This is a genomic window from Neobacillus sp. MER 74 (assembly GCF_023714155.1).
Genome location: NZ_JAMAUV010000028.1, coordinates 34018 through 50087, shown reverse-complemented (window position 1 = coordinate 50087; position 16070 = coordinate 34018). Strand labels below are relative to the sequence as shown.

The window sequence follows — 16070 nt, the reverse complement described above, 5'->3', positions numbered from 1 at the left end:
AGTAAACATTCTAACCAAATTAATCTACGATGTTACGAGTAAGGAGCTAGTTTCGTTCATGATAACTCGTCGCTTTGCTCCTGCGGGGTCTCCCCTGCCCCGTACTCCCGCAGGAGTCTTCGTGCCTTCCGCTCCAATCAACAGAGTTCTGAAATCAGTATTAACCTTTAACACAGCCTTTTAATTAGCTAATCTCCCCGCCAACTGCTGCAATATCTTGCTCATTTAAAATTACAGCTTCAATGGATAATTCCAGACCCTTTACAATTAATTCTAGACTCATGCTTGGTTGACCGGGGTTACGGACAATTTGTTCAGGGATAAAGGGAATATGGATAAAGCCGCCTCGGATGTCCTTGCTGCTAGTTTCAATTAGATTCATCAACCCATAAAAAATATGATTGCAGACGAATGTTCCAGCTGTGTTTGAAACGGAAGCAGGAATTCCGTTCTCCGTCATCTTTTTCACCATAGCCTTGACTGGCAATTTAGAGAAATAAGCTGTTGGTCCCCCCGGGACAATCTCTTTATCAATTGGCTGGTTATTCTCATTATCTGGGATTCTGGCGTCGTCTACATTAATCGCCACACGTTCAGGCGTGATTGTGGCACGCCCCCCTGCTTGGCCGACACAAATGACTATATCTGGATTTAGTTCAGCGATCGCTTCTTTAAGACTAGTAATCGCTTTGCCAAAAACCGTGGGGATTTCTCTTGTGATTACTTCGCTGCCTGCAATTTCTTTTCCTTGTAATAACTTTACCGCTTCATGCGCAGGATTAACGGGCTCTCCTCCAAATGGGTCAAAGCCAGTAATAAGTATCTTTTTCATCGTCATCATCCTTTCTGCTAATTATTTGCTGGTAGATTCTTTAATGCCTGTGAAAATCTATTAATTCCCTCATGAATCAAATTTGTTTCCGCCCTGCCATAGGTAAAACGGAGACACCCTTTTTCAGTGCCTAAAACATTTCCTGGGACAAAGGCAATTCCCTTCTTGATTGATTCCTCCAGTAATTTCTGCACGTCGATAGGTCTGTTCACTTTACACCACAGATGAATCCCCCCATCTGGAATAGAGAAGGAAACTTTTTCACCCAATAGTTGATTAAGACTTTGAACAAGTTGATCTCTCCGTTGTTCAAGCTGTTTTCTTAAAAATTGTATATGTGTATCATAGGACTGTGACTTGAGAAATTCGTTCGCCACCCATTGAGGAAATACACTGTGTCCAAAATCAACTTGTTGTTTGGCGTCAGCAAGCCGTTGAATGACCTTTGAGGGGCCAATAACCCAACCGATTCGTAATCCTGAAGCAATAATTTTCGACAACGAACTAATATATAGAACATTCCCATTATCATCCATTGATTTTAACGATGGATTTACCACTCCATCAAAGGAGGTCAAACTATAGGGGTCATCTTCAATAATTGGTATTCCAAATTCTGCTGAAATATTTAAAATTCGTTGACGCCGTTGCAGGGAAAGAACCTTTCCCGTTGGGTTTTGATAATCCGGATTTAGGAATACCATTCTTATTCTATGTTTCTTATGTAGTTGAACAAGGTCTTCTGGATTTACCCCATTTGAATCCACAGGCAATCGGAAGATTTTTAAACCTGCCGTCTGGAAAATGGGCAGAGAATAACAATAGGATGGATCTTCAATTGCCACAGCGTCACCAGGTTTAAGCAGGCATTGGACAATCAGATGCAGTGCTTGCTGTGCACCCGATGTGATAAGAATCGAAGAAGAAGTTGTATTAATTTTCTTATATTCATTCACATGATCGGCAATCGTACACCTTAATTCTTCATTTCCTTGCGGATCGTCATAGCCAAGATAGCCTGTAAAAGGATGCGCGGATAGAATATGTTGGAATTGCTCATTTGGAAATAAACTAGATGACAATTCACCACTTGCCATATTAATAAGGTCATTATCTTGGGTTTCCTTACGAATTCTTTGAACAACAGGAAGGTTGGGAAGAAATGAGCCACGCTCCAAATATCTACCCCAGTTTGGAATCCGTCTATGTTCGAGCCCCCAAATATCCGTACTCACAATGGTCCCACTACCTTTTTTTCTCTCAACAATCCCCATTGACTGCAGTTCTTCATATGCGGCTACCACTGTACTACGATTCACTTGCAGCTCTTCAGCTAAGGCTCTTTCTGAAGGTAACATGGTTTCCGGTGAAAAATGGCCTGTGGCAATACCTTGTTCAATGTAATCAGCAATTTGTTTATAAATTGGTCTTTTAGTTGTTCGATCGGGTCTCCAATCCACCCAACTCACTCCTTTCCAATCACTTATGACAGTAAAAGTGGATGGTCCATTTTTTTAGTAATTGGCTGGTCATTTTTTATAACTTTAACCTTAATATAGGAATCATACTATGTCTAATGAAAAATCAATAATTTTATCATATAGTGAGGATGAAATACTATGACGTTTGGCATGATTCTTATCATTGTTGTTTTAATTGGTGCCCTAATTGGTACCTTAGCACTTACTGGGAAACCGGATGAGGACTATAAAAGTTCCACAAAACAAAACACGATACGGTTGACGGCTATTTATGCCATTGTCATCTTAGCTGCAATTGGGGGCTTGGCTTGGTATATCAGTATAAGCTAAATCATAAATCTTTAGCAGAACACACATAATAAGTAAAAAAAGGTGTGTTCTGCTGTGGATTTCCCTGCCATTCAAACAAATTTTTGGGATGCAGTTTTTGCGATTCCCATCATTATTGTATTAACTCAACTAATAAAGCTATATTTCAAATTACCGAAGTGGTTTGTGCCAACCATTGCACTTCTCTTTGGATTAGGAATTTCAATTTTTATTAGTCATAAACACAACACTCTTGGCGGTATTTTTATGGGCTGGTTTTACGGATATGCAGCGATTGGAACTTATGCATCCTTAAAGTCAAATATTATTTCGTTTAGAAATAAACAAAAGAAATAATTTTAAACTCTCCCCTATTTATCGCATAATTCAAAATCTATTAAAAATAATTATTTCGAAATCCGAAAAAAATGTTACAATTCTAATTATTACTTTTAATAGATTGAAGGGACATACATGAAAAAAAAGCAATGGCTTATATATGGAATGTTGATTTTCGCTACGGCGACATGGGGAAGTGCATTTATTGCTGGAAAAATTGCTGTTCAAGACTTTGAACCGGCTACAGTTGCTTTTTTACGTTTTTTAGGAGCTTCTGTCCTATTGTTCCCGCTGATGTGGTTAACTGAAAAAAATCGGATCAGGCCTACTCTTAAAGACTATAGCTTGTTTGCGGTTTTAGGTTTAACTGGAATAGCACTTTATAATATATGCTTTTTTATTGCTACCAAACATGCACCGGTAATTAAGAGTTCCTTATTTATTGCGTCAAATCCAGTTTTAATTGTTCTTTTGTCAGGCATCTTTTTAAAAGAGACGATTACCAAGAACCATATAATTGGTATGGTGACTGCTCTTATTGGGGTAACTTTTATCATTACAGATGGTCATGTGCTTTCACTGGTGGAGATAGGCTTTGAAACGATCGATTTTGTTTTACTTGGTGCGGTGATTTGTTGGGCCTTGTACAGCGTCGTTGGCAAAGTGGTTTTAAAAAAATTTAGTTCAGTCGAATCTACTACTTATGCCGTAGCTTTTGGTACATTATTTTTATTACCATTTGCATTAGTGGAAACCACTTGGAAAGATGTACAGCATGCTGACATTTCAACCTGGATAGCCATCACCCACATGAGTATTTTCGTAACAGTGGTGGCATTTATTATGTATTATTACGGGATCAAGGAAATTGGTGCGGCAAAAGCTTCGATTTTTATTAATGTCATGCCAGTATCGGCCGTCTTGATGGCAACCATCTTTTTAAATGAAACCTTCACTTTGGCTCACGGAATTGGAGCAGCCTTTGTCCTATCTGGTGTTTATATTGGAACAAATCCGAAGATATTTAAGAAAAAAATAAGTACGGTCAACCGTGCTATTTAATTAAAATACTCGAGTAAAAGGACTGACCAAATTGGTTAGTCCTTTTTTTAACAAGCACATTATTACTAAAAAAGTGTCCCTTAAAGTATAATAATGTATATAAAATAGCATCTTGAGAAGGAGTATGCATTATGGGTTTTATCGTTTATTTTATTCTAATCATGATAATTCCAATATTTGTGCAGATGTATTTAAGGAGTACCTACTCTAAATTTTTGAAAGTAGGCTCATCTTCTGGATTTACGGGTGCCCAGGCTGCTAGAAGAATCTTGGATCAAAATGGCTTATACGACGTATCTGTAGAAGAAGTGAGAGGTCACTTATCGGACCACTACGATCCAAGAAGTAGAAGTGTTAGGCTTTCCTCAACGAACTACCATGGGACCTCGATTGCTTCGATATCCGTTGCCATTCACGAGGTTGGCCATTGTTTACAACAAAAGGATGGTTATGTACCTTTACGTGTAAGACATGCATTGGTACCAGTCGCAAATATTGGCTCAAATTTTTCATTTATCTTGATTTTAATCGGTATTCTCTTATCCTCTGCCAACTTTTTATTACTTGGAATTATCGCTATGGGCGCTGCCGTCCTGTTTCAGGTAGTTACGTTACCTGTCGAATTCAATGCGAGTTCCAGAGCTCTGGATGTAATGGTTGGTTCTGGTCTGATTAGAAATGAAGAAGAGTATCGAGCGAAAAAAGTGCTAAACGCGGCTGCGCTTACGTACGTAGCAGCAACTGTAGTAGCAGTAGCAGAATTACTCCGTTTTGTACTCATGTTTACTGGAATGCAAAATAATGAAGATTAAGAAGTTAAAAAAAGACTCCTGGGTTGGAGTCTTTTTTTGCTTCAGTTATTAGGATTTTTCTGACGTTATGTCGTTATATGGCAAAATCAATTTTTCCAGCCTATTGTAGTCCATCGAACTTATTTCCTCCATTAATCTCGGAATGGCTTTTTCAGGATAGCCGTAATCACGAAGTAGTTTTCGCTTTTTTTCTATTTGATCCACAGAAATACCTCCCCTAATGCGTGTTGTGTTTTATCCATAAAAGAAACCATTATCATTATCACATTTTGCCCGAGACCTTCATGTTCTATGAATCCTTTTCAAATTCCGCCTCTAAGTTTACATAATGTAATTATTGTTAATAAAAAAATGGAACATACCTAGTCGGATTTTCTGTTAAATTTGACTGGGAATATCCTGAACCTATATAATAGACCCCCATCGATCATAAATGTTCCTGTTTAGGTGTGTTTTGCATAGGGTTTTTCTTGGAACATGTTATACTTTGCTATAGAAATATCTGTGAAAGAATTTATGGGAGCGTGTTTTATGAATTATAAGGTTGTCATCTTAGATATAGACGGAACCATCCTCCCGCATGGAAAAACACTTAGTCATGCCACAAAGGATGCCATCCAGAGGTTAAAAGAGAAACAGACGAAAGTGGTGATTGCTACCGGGAGAGCACCTTACTTTACTGAGTCGATTATTCAAGAAACTGGGGTCGACTCGATGGTCTTTTTTAACGGTTCCTTTGCCTTCCATGAAGGAAAAGAAATATACAAGAGTTCGATTGATAAGCAAGTATTAGAAAGAGTCCATCAATTATCCAATGACTTACAACATCCGCTGACTTATTTAGGCGATACGAGTTTTAAAGTCACGCATTTAGAACATCCCTTCGTCGTAGAAGCGTACCAGCATGATCCATGGAAACCGGAGCTGGCCCCGCCGCAATTTTGGAAAGACCAGGATATTTATCAAATCTTCCTTCATTGCGATCTGGAAGAGGAATTATCCTATCAGTCAAAGGTTCCAGAACTGGATTTCCGCAGATGGAGTTCAGGGGCACGAACCTGTGATGTAAATTTGTCTAACTCAAACAAAGCAGTGGGACTTAGTAAATTATTAGAAAAACTTGGGATTGCACCTGATGAGGCCGTTGCCTTTGGCGATGGTTTAAATGATATGGAAATGCTGTCACTAGTCGGAATGGGAGTCGCCATGGGAAATGCCCGTGATGAATTGAAAGCAATGGCCAATATGGTCACACTCTCCGCCGAAGAAGACGGTGTCCGTTATGGATTAGAGCGTCTTGGTTTAATTTAAACCGAGAGCTCTTTTCAGTTTTGAAATGGGAGATAAGGAGTGAGCAATCATGAATTTATCATATGATGTAATCTCGGACGAAGAAATAGAATATTGCCGGGATGTATGCAATGAACTAATGGCCTTTCAAAAGTCGAAAGCTTACATAACACCCGAACTGTTTGACAGCATGAACTTTGACACCCGCCTGGTCCCTTCGATTAATAGCGCCATTCATAATTATATCGTGATCGTGAAGGATGGCGAACAAGTCGTTGGGTACGTCTATTCTAATATCTCGCCAAAAGAGACCTATTCTAATGATTTTGCTACTTTTTTTGACATGTCTACAGTTCGTAGTCCAAATGTTGGTTGTTTATCGCAATTTTATATTAAGGGCGAGTATCGGAAGTATGGAGTTGGGTCTACACTTTTCAAGATGTCGATGGAGTGGTTAAAACAATTTGATGACGTCGAGGATTATTTTATCTTTGTCTCTAACGGCAATAATGACGCGCTGGAATTTTACAAGCGTAAGGGATTTTCGGTCAGTCATGAGATCTTGGATGGGTTTATAACTGTATTACGAAGCAAGTAGAATCGATAAAAGCTTGTAGGATTTGATCCATATGGATATAATCTACAAGCTTTTTATATGTACTTATTACAGCCACTCCTCAGCGATCGAGCTATTATCAGCGATGGTGAAGGCTGCATTGCTGATGGCTTGAGCCAGTGTGTCGCCCGTTTCACATATGTTGTTAAAGCAAACTTCAGTGCTCCCATTGGTTGTATAGGTAAAACCGAAGTCTTTTAATTTTTCTACGATGAGCATCGCGTGCTCGAGATTTTGCTCAGGTTGAAAATCTGAAACTGGTATAAATGTCCCCTTTTCAAAATCAAACCATCTGTCCCATCTATTTAACTTCCAGCCTAGTATTCTACGAGCAATAATTTCTACTTGGTTCATTTCATTCTGGCTCCTTCCTCTGTATTTTCTTATTTTACCATTTTCATCGTGCCTGTTCCTCGTAATCAATTTCAATTTTGTGACACTTCTAAGGTGTGGAGGAGGTATAGATGACCACAGTTTGCTTGAAGGAGCCAGTTCGGTCGTCAATCGGGGCTATTGGCGACCTATATTAGCCGAAATGTCGTCGGTCAGTCGTCAATACGTCTATTGGCGACCGGTATGATCCGAAACGAGACAGCTCGGTCGTCAATCACTATTACAAATTGACGCCTTTCATGCCTGCTTGATGTTAGCGTTCACCAGCAGCTACATTCGTAAGACTTTCACAAAATCCCCTTAATCGATTCCACTACTTGGTCAATCTCATCTTTCGTCGTATACCTTCCTAAACTAAAACGGATGGCACCCATTCCAACTTCTTCAGAAACACCCATTTCCTTTAAAACTGGGGATAATTCTATACTTCCCGCGTGACAAGCAGACCCTGTGGACGCAGCTAACTGAGGGATCGCATCCAATATCTCTTGACCCACTCTTCTTACAAAACTGACATTCAAAGTATTCGGCAGACGGTCCTCCAAATGGCCATTCAATACTACCTGATTGCCGAACTTCTCCTTTAATTGCATCCAAAAATAATCGGTTAACTCTTTTATTCCACAATCTTCTACGTGTTGTTTAGCCATCTCACAGGCCTTTCCTAAGCCCACCGCTAATAAAGTATTTTCGGTACCTGCCCTAAGGCCAAACTCATGGCCCGCTCCATGGATAAGCGGTTCCAGATGGATTCCCTCTCGTATATACAACGCGCCAATTCCTTTAGGTGCATAAAGCTTATGGCCGGCAATCGTTAGCATATCCACTTTCAAATCATTCACATTCACCGGAACTTTTCCAACCGATTGGGAAGCATCCGTATGAAAAGCAACCCCATGTTCCTTAGCTATTTCCCCAATCTCCATAATGGGCTGCAATGTACCTGTTTCATTATTGGAGTGCATTATCGAAATCAGAATGGTTTCTTTTGTGATTGCGTTTTTTATTGCTTCTAGTGTAACCTTCCCATTCCGATCAACGTCTACATATGTGACTTTTGCCCCAATTTGTTCTAAGAATTTGCACGGATTCATAATCGCAGGATGTTCAATTTTGGAAGTAATGATATGGTTGCCTTTATGCCGATTTTTTAAAAAATAACCTTTTAATGCAAGATTATTGGCTTCACTGCCTCCGCTTGTAAAAATAACCTCTCTGGGGGAACAGCCAATTAATTCCGCAACCTGTGCTCGGGTTTGATGTAATAATTCCTTTACTGGTAACCCTGCCCAGTGTAAGGCCGACGGGTTTCCATAAAATTGATCTAACAATGGCTTCATGGCCGCGGATACTTCAGGAGCAATCGGTGTACTGGCATTGTAATCAAGATAAATTTTTTCCATCTAGTTATTCAATTCCTTTCCCCTTAGACAGAAGCTGGGACCTTAACTATACTGTTAATAAAATCTTTGAATAAATTGTTCATTTCATGGTTTGTACTCGCCATTGATTCAGGATGCCACTGAACACCGACCGTAAAGGTGGTTGGATGGATATACTCCACTGCTTCAACAATCCCATCGGATGACTGGGCAACAACTCGAAGGTCATTAGCCACCTTATCAATGGCTTGATGATGGAGACTATTCACACGTACTCGTTCAGAACCGACCATTTCGAATAATTTACTATCGGTGGCGATGGTCACCCAGTGAGTATCTCGACTTCTATCAATTTTCTGGTTGTGTTGAATGGGTTCCTTGACTTGACTCGGGATGTCCTGGATTAACGTACCGCCAAGAGCAACATTCAAAATCTGAACGCCTCTGCAAATGGCAAGGATCGGAATATTGTTTTCAAGCGCGTATTTCACCATCGCAATCTCTGCCACGTCCCGCTCCGGTGTAGTTGGACCCAAGTGTGGATGCGGATCCTGTCCAAAAAGTTTCGGATCGACATCCTCTCCTCCACTGAGAATGAGTCCATCGCATAAGGCGAGCGTTTCTATTGCCATCTTAGGGTTAATGTAAGGAAGAATGACAGGTATTCCTCCATTGGCAGCAACACATTTATGATAATCATGGTGCACATAGACACCTTCCATATATTCGTTATGTTTTACATAGGCACCCGTAATGCCGATAACTGGTTTTTTGTTCATAATTTTTCCCCCTTAACATGCTAACAACAATATCTTACCATAATCATTCTAATAGATTATATTCTTGAATGAGCTGCTATTTGAACTTCAAAAAAAATTTACATAATCTTTAAATAACCTTCATAGATTACTCTGTACGACTTATATAAAATAATATAAATATTGTCAAGGGATGGAGATAAAATGGAGTATGTTCTTTACAATGGCAAGAAATATTTAATCCTTTATAAGTACACTTCAGGATTCTGTGAAATTAAGGAAGTCGATAGTATACATAATATACAATTGGTTCATTCATCAGAATTAACGGACCTAAACTAAAAAAAGCTGAAAAAGGGAATGTACCCTTTTTCAGCTTTTTTTAGTTGAAGAAATTTAAACCTAGTTATGTATATTTCGCCACATTTTCTCAAATTATATGATAAAAAAGGTGGGGTTCTCATGAATAATTGGCATCTGATTTTGGCCGGAATTGTCTTGTTAGTCTTAATCATCGGTTTAGTTGTTACGTTGGGTACTGGAAGAATGGTAAGTACTAAATCAGGAGAATTTGATACTCCAATTAATGAAGGCACACAAAGACATCCTTATTTATTAAATCCAGTTTTTCTTGTCTGGATAATCGCAATGACTGCTATCATCATTTATATCATCTATCTTGGTTTTAATTACTATTGAAAAAAAATCAAGCGAAAGGCCCTCGGTTTTCTGGAGGTACCTTTCGCTGCTTTTGTTTTATTCTGCTGGAGCATGTTCCACGGCGATTTGGTATGCATCCAATATCGCTTCACTTTCGGAAGGATCATTAATACCCACTAAATCTTGATTCCCTTCCTCTCCTTCTATTTTCATAACGATGGTTTCATCCTCAGCCTTTAATAACGCATAGGATTCATCCTCCATATCAAACAATGCTTCAACAGCATAATCTTTAAGATTCCCTTGGGTATCCTGAATCGTTATATAATCACGTGGTTCATCACGTTTCATCCTATCTCACCTCAACAAGTATTGTTCCCTTAACAAAGAATGTGCTAGATGGAAATTTATAGTTTTTACTATCCGTAGTAAATTGGGCAAAATAAAAATGCGAGAGGAGACCATTATGACAGACAAAATTATTGAAGCAGTTTCACCCGAGAAACAACAAGAAATTGAACGAGTAATCCATGGCATGACTTTCACAAAAAATTTCCGTTCTGCAACTGCTGAAGAGTGGTATCTTTTCTTGCCCGGCTACTCAGATCCACGATCAGGCGGGGCAGCTGGAAAAACCATGATTCATTATAATCTATACGGAAATCGAGAAATTTTTATTAATACTACAGTGATTATTGACAATCCAGTGCTACATAAACCTGATGCTCACCTGCTCGTCTACGCGATTGCAGATGAACTGGTCAATCGGCTCGTTGGTTATGCGGACACACTGCTTTCAGTTCATGCCGGTGAAAATTCATATGATGCTGAGTATAAACAGAAATAAATGATTAGAACTGGAATTATATGAATTATAAGCGTGAACAAGTTTTGAATTTTTCGACACTATTCTATATAAACTGCTTTTCTTTCTTGTTAAAATAAAAAACAAATATCAACCTTTAAAAAGAAAGAGGTTTAAGTGTGTCACATAATCCAAAAAATTCAAAACCAGCTTGGTTGCAGAACTACGTCGATTCACCAGAAAAGCAGCAAAAGTTATATCGCCGGACATTGCTCATTGTCGTCATGTCACAAATTTTTGGTGGGGCTGGATTAGCTGCTGGTATTACTGTTGGTGCACTCCTTGCCCAAGAAATGTTAGGGACAGACAGTTATGCAGGGATTCCGGCAGCATTGTTAACGTTTGGCTCGGCAGGAGCAGCGCTGCTAATCGGTCGTGCCTCCCAACGATTTGGCCGTCGCATTGGTCTTGCGGGAGGATTTTTGACCGGCGGGATTGGTGCAGTTGGAGTCATTGTTTCAGCCATTACTAGTAATATCTTTCTTCTTTTTGCATCACTCCTTGTATACGGTGCGGGATCTGCTTCAAACTTACAAGCACGCTATGCAGGGGTAGACTTAGCCAAGCCCACACAGCGAGCGACCGCTGTCAGTATCGCCATGGTTTCAACGACCTTTGGGGCAGTGGCAGGACCAAACTTGGTGGACGTCATGGGCCGATTTGCAATCTCTATAGGTGTCCCTGCTCTTGCTGGTCCTTTCATTTTAGGGGCTGCAGCCTTTCTACTGGCAGGATTAGTCCTGCTATTTTTTCTACGGCCAGATCCTTTGATTGTTGCCAACGCCCTTGCAGATCGGCAGGTCATCGACAAGAGTGATCCTGTTGAGAAGCAATCTAGTAATCTTGCAATGAATAAACGGGGAATCGTTGTCGGAGCAACCATTATGGTGTTAACGCAAATTGTCATGACCGCAATCATGACGATGACACCTGTTTATATGAAACATCATGGTCATGGTCTAAGGGAGGTTGGAATGGTCATCGGCTTCCATATTGGCGCGATGTATCTTCCTTCTCTCATCACAGGTATTCTCGTGGATAAAGTCGGTCGAACCGCAATGGCCATTGCTTCTGGTGCTACACTTCTTTCGGCGGGCTTACTAGCTGGCAGCGCTCCTTCAGATTCCATGCTTCTCTTAATCGTCGCGCTTTCCTTGCTTGGACTTGGCTGGAATTTTGGTTTAATAAGTGGGACTGCATTAATCGTCGATTCCACTCATCCCTCAACACGTGCCAAAACTCAAGGAGCGGTAGATGTCTTGATTGCTTTAGCAGGGGCTTCTGGGGGAGCCCTATCCGGAATGGTGGTCGCACAAACAAGTTACGCAGGGCTTTCATTCGCTGGAGCAATTCTTTCCCTTTTGCTTATTCCTGTCGTTATCTGGTCTCGTAGTAATCAAAAAATAAAGGAAATAAGCTGATGAGAAGAATTAGGATTTCTGGAAATGACATCCTATTTCTTTTTGTTATTTTGAAAAAAATATTTAAAAATTCACTATTTCACAATTAAAATTATTTTCGGAATTTTATATGTGTGGTATAGTCATAGAAAAGAAAAAATGGAGTGATAAAAATGAAACTGCAAGTCCAACGTGCTTATAATTTCAACGCAGGTCCTTCTGCATTACCCATTTCTGTTTTAGAAAAAGCTCAGGCAGAATTAATTGATTTTCGTGGTACGGGCATGTCCGTCATGGAACTTAGCCACCGCAGCAAAGCTTATGAAGAGGTACATAATCAGGCGATTGACAGCTTAAAGGAGCTTCTGTCTATTCCTGATACGCATGAAGTACTCTTCTTGCAGGGTGGTGCTAGTCTTCAGTTTTCAATGGTACCGATGAATTTTTTACAAACAGGTAAAAAAGCAGCATATGTCATGACTGGCTCTTGGTCAGAGAAAGCTTTCACCGAGGCAAAACTATTTGGTGAAGTTTACCATGCGGCTTCTACGAAAGAAGGCAGCTACCGCAGCATTCCTGCCATCGATCAATTACAGTACGATTCATCTGACGCATATGTCCATGTAACTTCAAATAATACGATTTATGGTACACAATGGAAGGACTTCCCAGATACTGGTGATGTTCCATTAATCGCTGACATGTCAAGTGATATTCTGTCTAAGCCAATTGATGTCAGCAAGTTTGCGCTCATTTATGCTGGTGCCCAGAAAAACCTTGGCCCTTCAGGCGTAACCGTTGTGATTATTCGCAAGGATTTCCTTGAACAAGCAAACACAAATATCCCAACGATGTTAAAGTACAGCACCCACTCTAAAAATAATTCTTTGTATAACACACCGCCGACTTTTGGTATTTATATGCTTGGAGAGGTATTAAACTGGGCGCGTGAATTGGGCGGTTTGGATGCCATTGCGAGGCTGAATGAGAAAAAAGCGAACTTAATTTACGATACAATCGACGCTAGTAATGGTTTTTATATTGGTCATGCCACACCAGAAAGCCGTTCTCTCATGAATATTACATTCAACTTAGCATCAAAAGACTTAGAAAAGAAATTCCTTGAGGAAGCGAAACAGGAAGGCTTTGTCGGCGTAAACGGACACCGCTCCATTGGCGGATGCCGAGTATCAGCCTATAATGCGGTACCAGTGGAAGCCTGCCAGGCATTCAAAGAGTTTATGATTAAATTCCAATCAGAAAATAATTAAGATTTCTGTACAACAAAAAGACCAGAGGAGATAAAATGTCTCTTCTGGTCTTTTTTATTTTCATTATCTACCGTCAACTACTTCTTTCAATATTTCATACGAACGTTTTTGTTTTTCTGTGTCATAAATATACGATACCGCCATGATTTCATCGACGTGATAATTCTCTTGGAATGCTGTCAACTGTTGGCGGACAGTTTCCTTACTTCCGATTAATGTCACACTTTGCTTCGTTGCCGCCATTTCTTTCTCCATCGGGGTCCAAATCTCATCCAGACTTTCAACTGGCGGCTGTAATGGATTTTGCGTCCCACGAACGACATTGAGGAAAAATTGCTGCATTGTTGTCGATAAAAATTGGGCTTCTTCATCTGTTTCGGCAGCAATAACATTTAAACAAACCATCATATATGGTTTATCCAAATATTCAGATGGCTGGAATCGACTCCGATAGATAGAGATCGCTTCTTCCATGTATCTCGGTGCAAAGTGGGAGGCAAATACATACGGAAGACCCAAGCTTGCTGCTAAATATGCGGAATCTGTTGAAGATCCTAGGATATATATAGGTATATTCGTTTCAACACCAGGATAGGCTTTGACATAACTTTGCTGTTCTGCTGGGCCAAAATATGTAAGCAAGGCCTTTACATCATCCGGGAAGGTGTAAACTGAATCATTTTTCGAGCGTCTTAAGGCGTTTGCCGTCATCATATCTGTACCAGGTGCCCGCCCGAGTCCAAGGTCAACGCGATCGGGATAGATAGTTGCTAGAGTGCCAAATTGTTCAGCAACCACAAGCGGAGAGTGATTTGGCAGCATTATCCCGCCAGAACCTACATGAATGCTTTTGGTATGCTCTAACACATGTTTAATCAAAATAGATGTAGCTGAACTCACAAGTGTAGCAGTATTATGATGTTCTGCAATCCAATAACGTTGATAGCCCATTGTTTCAACCGCTTGTGCAAGTTCGACCATTGATTCAATCGCTTGACTTGGGTTCTGCCCCTTTCGAATTGGTGCTAAATTTAAGACAGATAAAGGTATTTGAATAGTTGTCATTTTATCATTCCTTTCCCTAGAGAGAATATTACTATAGTAACAATAGGAAAGAAGAAATCAAAAATAAATGCTTAACTGCCTCTGTTTATCATTTTTCACAAAATATAGAAAACCTAATTTAATAAAAAAAGACCTCCGCCTACTCCTTAATAAGGATCCGGCGGAGGTCGATTATTTAGTTTAGCGCAAATGGAAAAATTTCACTTTGAAGGAGATAAAATTCCCATTAAATGATTTTAGTTTTTTCAATTGAAGCATCACTATCATTTATACTAGTGTTTTTAATAACTTTCGGTAAATACATGATCGCCACGATTGCCATTAAGGCGGTACCCATCAAGAAGAAGGCAGGCATTAATTTATTTCCTGTAGATGTCTGTAATGTTGTAATGATGAATGGCGCTCCCCCTCCAAAGATGGCTGTTGAAACATTGTAGGAAGCTCCATATGCCGTGTTTCGTACTCGATTTGGAAACAACATTGGCAGTGTGGATGGGAAAACACCTATAAAAATAGCAACGATTACATCTAAAGCAAAATAACCAACCAATGGACCTGATGGTGCACCACTAGAAACGTAAGCAATGATTGGAATGGCTGTTAGAATCGTTAATCCAGATGACAATAATAGAAAAGGCTTTTTTCCATACCGGTCGCTCATTACACCAAATATTGGAATAAGAATGAGCATTAATACCATTCCTAGCGTAGTAACAATCATTGATTCCATACTCGATAAACCGACTTGCGTCTCAAAGTAAGATGGAAGATAGGTCAATAATGTATAATAAGCTCCATTTGCGAACGCCACTACTAAAAATGAGATCACTAAAGGTTTTCGTGCTGTTAAGAACATCTCTTTGAGAGGATTCTTTGATAAGGTGTTTTCTTCCTTCATTTTTATAAATGTTGGCGTATCATCAATTTTCGTTCTGACGTACATACCTACTAACGCTAATGGCAGTGAACAAATAAATGGGATCCGCCAGCCCCAACTTGCCATATCTTCAGTACTTAGAATAGAAGTAAGAATAGCGACAAAAACAGATCCGATGATATACCCCAACAAAGATCCTGATTCAAGTAAACTAGTGAATAATCCCCGGCGATTTGAAGGAGAAGACTCATTCATAAAAACAGAAGCACCTGTATATTCCCCGCCTGCAGCCAACCCTTGGGCAATCCGTAGAATGATGAGCAACACTGTTGCCGTTACACCAATGGTTCCATAATGTGGAACCAGACCAATGGCAGCTGTTGACAGTGACATAAGCATAATGGTTATGACCAATATCTTCTTTCTACCCAAGCGATCACCAATTGATCCAAAAATCAAGCCTCCCAATGGTCTAAAGAAGAACGAAATGGCAAACACCGCAAAAGCGTAAAGTAAAGCAGTTGTACCGCTCCCTTCCGGAAAAAACTGGGATCCGATAATTGCTGCAGTATAACTATAAATACCGTATTCATACCATTCAACAAGATTGCCAATTGCAGTCGCCATTGTAGCCTTCTTCATACATGCACCATCCCCT

Annotated in this window: 20 protein-coding genes; 11 read left to right on the top strand and 9 right to left on the bottom strand. The window is 39.9% G+C overall.

Annotation, left to right across the window (positions count from 1 at the left end; genetic code table 11):
- Nucleotides 1-184: hypothetical protein (locus M3610_RS24725; RefSeq protein ID WP_251463241.1), on the top strand; the 184-nt coding region annotated here is incomplete at its 5' end.
- Here the strand turns inward: M3610_RS24725 and pcp are convergent.
- Together pcp and pdxR are read right to left on the bottom strand one after the other, a co-directional pair.
- Nucleotides 185-832: a pyroglutamyl-peptidase I gene (gene pcp / locus M3610_RS24720; RefSeq protein WP_251463240.1), complete on the bottom strand. Its 648-nt coding sequence runs from the start codon at nucleotides 830-832 to the stop codon at nucleotides 185-187.
- Between the two features lie 17 nt (nucleotides 833-849).
- Complete coding sequence (gene pdxR / locus M3610_RS24715) at nucleotides 850-2292, bottom strand: MocR-like pyridoxine biosynthesis transcription factor PdxR (RefSeq protein WP_251463239.1); 1443 nt, start codon at nucleotides 2290-2292, stop codon at nucleotides 850-852.
- 159 nt (nucleotides 2293-2451) lie between these two features.
- Between pdxR and M3610_RS24710 the strand changes: the two genes are divergently transcribed.
- From M3610_RS24710 to M3610_RS24695, 4 genes are all read left to right on the top strand, one after another.
- Nucleotides 2452-2643: a hypothetical protein gene (locus tag M3610_RS24710; RefSeq protein WP_098573105.1), complete on the top strand. Its 192-nt coding sequence runs from the start codon at nucleotides 2452-2454 to the stop codon at nucleotides 2641-2643.
- A 54-nt stretch (nucleotides 2644-2697) separates the two neighbouring features.
- Nucleotides 2698-2979, top strand: a complete 282-nt coding sequence (locus tag M3610_RS24705) for a hypothetical protein (protein WP_251463238.1) — start codon at nucleotides 2698-2700, stop codon at nucleotides 2977-2979.
- A 117-nt stretch (nucleotides 2980-3096) separates the two neighbouring features.
- Complete coding sequence (locus M3610_RS24700) at nucleotides 3097-4023, top strand: DMT family transporter (RefSeq protein ID WP_251463237.1); 927 nt, start codon at nucleotides 3097-3099, stop codon at nucleotides 4021-4023.
- Nucleotides 4024-4154: 131 nt separating this feature from the next.
- On the top strand, nucleotides 4155-4835 hold the full coding sequence (locus M3610_RS24695) for a zinc metallopeptidase (protein WP_098573099.1): 681 nt from the start codon (nucleotides 4155-4157) through the stop codon (nucleotides 4833-4835).
- Nucleotides 4836-4883: 48 nt separating this feature from the next.
- Here the strand turns inward: M3610_RS24695 and M3610_RS24690 are convergent, their stop codons facing one another.
- On the bottom strand, nucleotides 4884-5039 hold the full coding sequence (locus M3610_RS24690; RefSeq protein ID WP_155929020.1) for a hypothetical protein: 156 nt from the start codon (nucleotides 5037-5039) through the stop codon (nucleotides 4884-4886).
- Nucleotides 5040-5366: 327 nt separating this feature from the next.
- Between M3610_RS24690 and M3610_RS24685 the strand changes: the two genes are divergently transcribed.
- Together M3610_RS24685 and M3610_RS24680 are read left to right on the top strand one after the other, a co-directional pair.
- On the top strand, nucleotides 5367-6146 hold the full coding sequence (locus M3610_RS24685; protein WP_180230077.1) for a Cof-type HAD-IIB family hydrolase: 780 nt from the start codon (nucleotides 5367-5369) through the stop codon (nucleotides 6144-6146).
- A 49-nt stretch (nucleotides 6147-6195) separates the two neighbouring features.
- Nucleotides 6196-6723: a GNAT family N-acetyltransferase gene (locus M3610_RS24680; RefSeq protein WP_251463236.1), complete on the top strand. Its 528-nt coding sequence runs from the start codon at nucleotides 6196-6198 to the stop codon at nucleotides 6721-6723.
- Between the two features lie 66 nt (nucleotides 6724-6789).
- Here M3610_RS24680 and M3610_RS24675 read toward each other — a convergent pair whose 3' ends face one another.
- The 3 genes from M3610_RS24675 to M3610_RS24665 all read right to left on the bottom strand — a co-directional run bounded on the left by M3610_RS24675 (nucleotide 6790) and on the right by M3610_RS24665 (nucleotide 9295).
- On the bottom strand, nucleotides 6790-7095 hold the full coding sequence (locus M3610_RS24675) for a BC1872 family protein (protein ID WP_098573322.1): 306 nt from the start codon (nucleotides 7093-7095) through the stop codon (nucleotides 6790-6792).
- Between the two features lie 326 nt (nucleotides 7096-7421).
- Nucleotides 7422-8537: a cysteine desulfurase family protein gene (locus tag M3610_RS24670; protein WP_251463235.1), complete on the bottom strand. Its 1116-nt coding sequence runs from the start codon at nucleotides 8535-8537 to the stop codon at nucleotides 7422-7424.
- 23 nt (nucleotides 8538-8560) lie between these two features.
- Nucleotides 8561-9295, bottom strand: coding sequence for a gamma-glutamyl-gamma-aminobutyrate hydrolase family protein (locus tag M3610_RS24665; protein WP_098573090.1), 735 nt, complete (start codon nucleotides 9293-9295; stop codon nucleotides 8561-8563).
- Between the two features lie 441 nt (nucleotides 9296-9736).
- Between M3610_RS24665 and M3610_RS24660 the strand changes: the two genes are divergently transcribed.
- Nucleotides 9737-9973 (top strand): hypothetical protein, encoded by a 237-nt coding sequence (locus M3610_RS24660; RefSeq protein WP_098573088.1) that lies wholly within the window; start codon nucleotides 9737-9739, stop codon nucleotides 9971-9973.
- A gap of 57 nt (nucleotides 9974-10030) precedes the next feature.
- Here M3610_RS24660 and M3610_RS24655 read toward each other — a convergent pair whose 3' ends face one another.
- A complete protein-coding gene (locus M3610_RS24655; protein ID WP_098573086.1) occupies nucleotides 10031-10285 on the bottom strand; it encodes a DUF1292 domain-containing protein in 255 nt (84 codons plus the stop codon).
- Between the two features lie 115 nt (nucleotides 10286-10400).
- Between M3610_RS24655 and M3610_RS24650 the strand changes: the two genes are divergently transcribed.
- From M3610_RS24650 to serC, 3 genes are all read left to right on the top strand, one after another.
- A complete protein-coding gene (locus M3610_RS24650) occupies nucleotides 10401-10781 on the top strand; it encodes a hypothetical protein (RefSeq protein ID WP_251463234.1) in 381 nt (126 codons plus the stop codon).
- Between the two features lie 137 nt (nucleotides 10782-10918).
- Complete coding sequence (locus tag M3610_RS24645; RefSeq protein ID WP_251463233.1) at nucleotides 10919-12220, top strand: MFS transporter; 1302 nt, start codon at nucleotides 10919-10921, stop codon at nucleotides 12218-12220.
- Nucleotides 12221-12372: 152 nt separating this feature from the next.
- Nucleotides 12373-13470, top strand: a complete 1098-nt coding sequence (serC, locus tag M3610_RS24640) for a 3-phosphoserine/phosphohydroxythreonine transaminase (RefSeq protein ID WP_251463232.1) — start codon at nucleotides 12373-12375, stop codon at nucleotides 13468-13470.
- Nucleotides 13471-13533: 63 nt separating this feature from the next.
- On the opposite strand, the gene M3610_RS24635 is transcribed toward serC, so the two are convergent.
- Complete coding sequence (locus tag M3610_RS24635) at nucleotides 13534-14535, bottom strand: LLM class flavin-dependent oxidoreductase (protein WP_251463231.1); 1002 nt, start codon at nucleotides 14533-14535, stop codon at nucleotides 13534-13536.
- Nucleotides 14536-14761: 226 nt separating this feature from the next.
- Nucleotides 14762-16054 carry an MFS transporter gene (locus M3610_RS24630; RefSeq protein WP_251463230.1) on the bottom strand — a complete coding sequence of 431 codons (1293 nt, stop codon included), beginning with the start codon at nucleotides 16052-16054 and terminating at the stop codon, nucleotides 14762-14764.
- Nucleotides 16055-16070 lie beyond the last annotated feature (16 nt).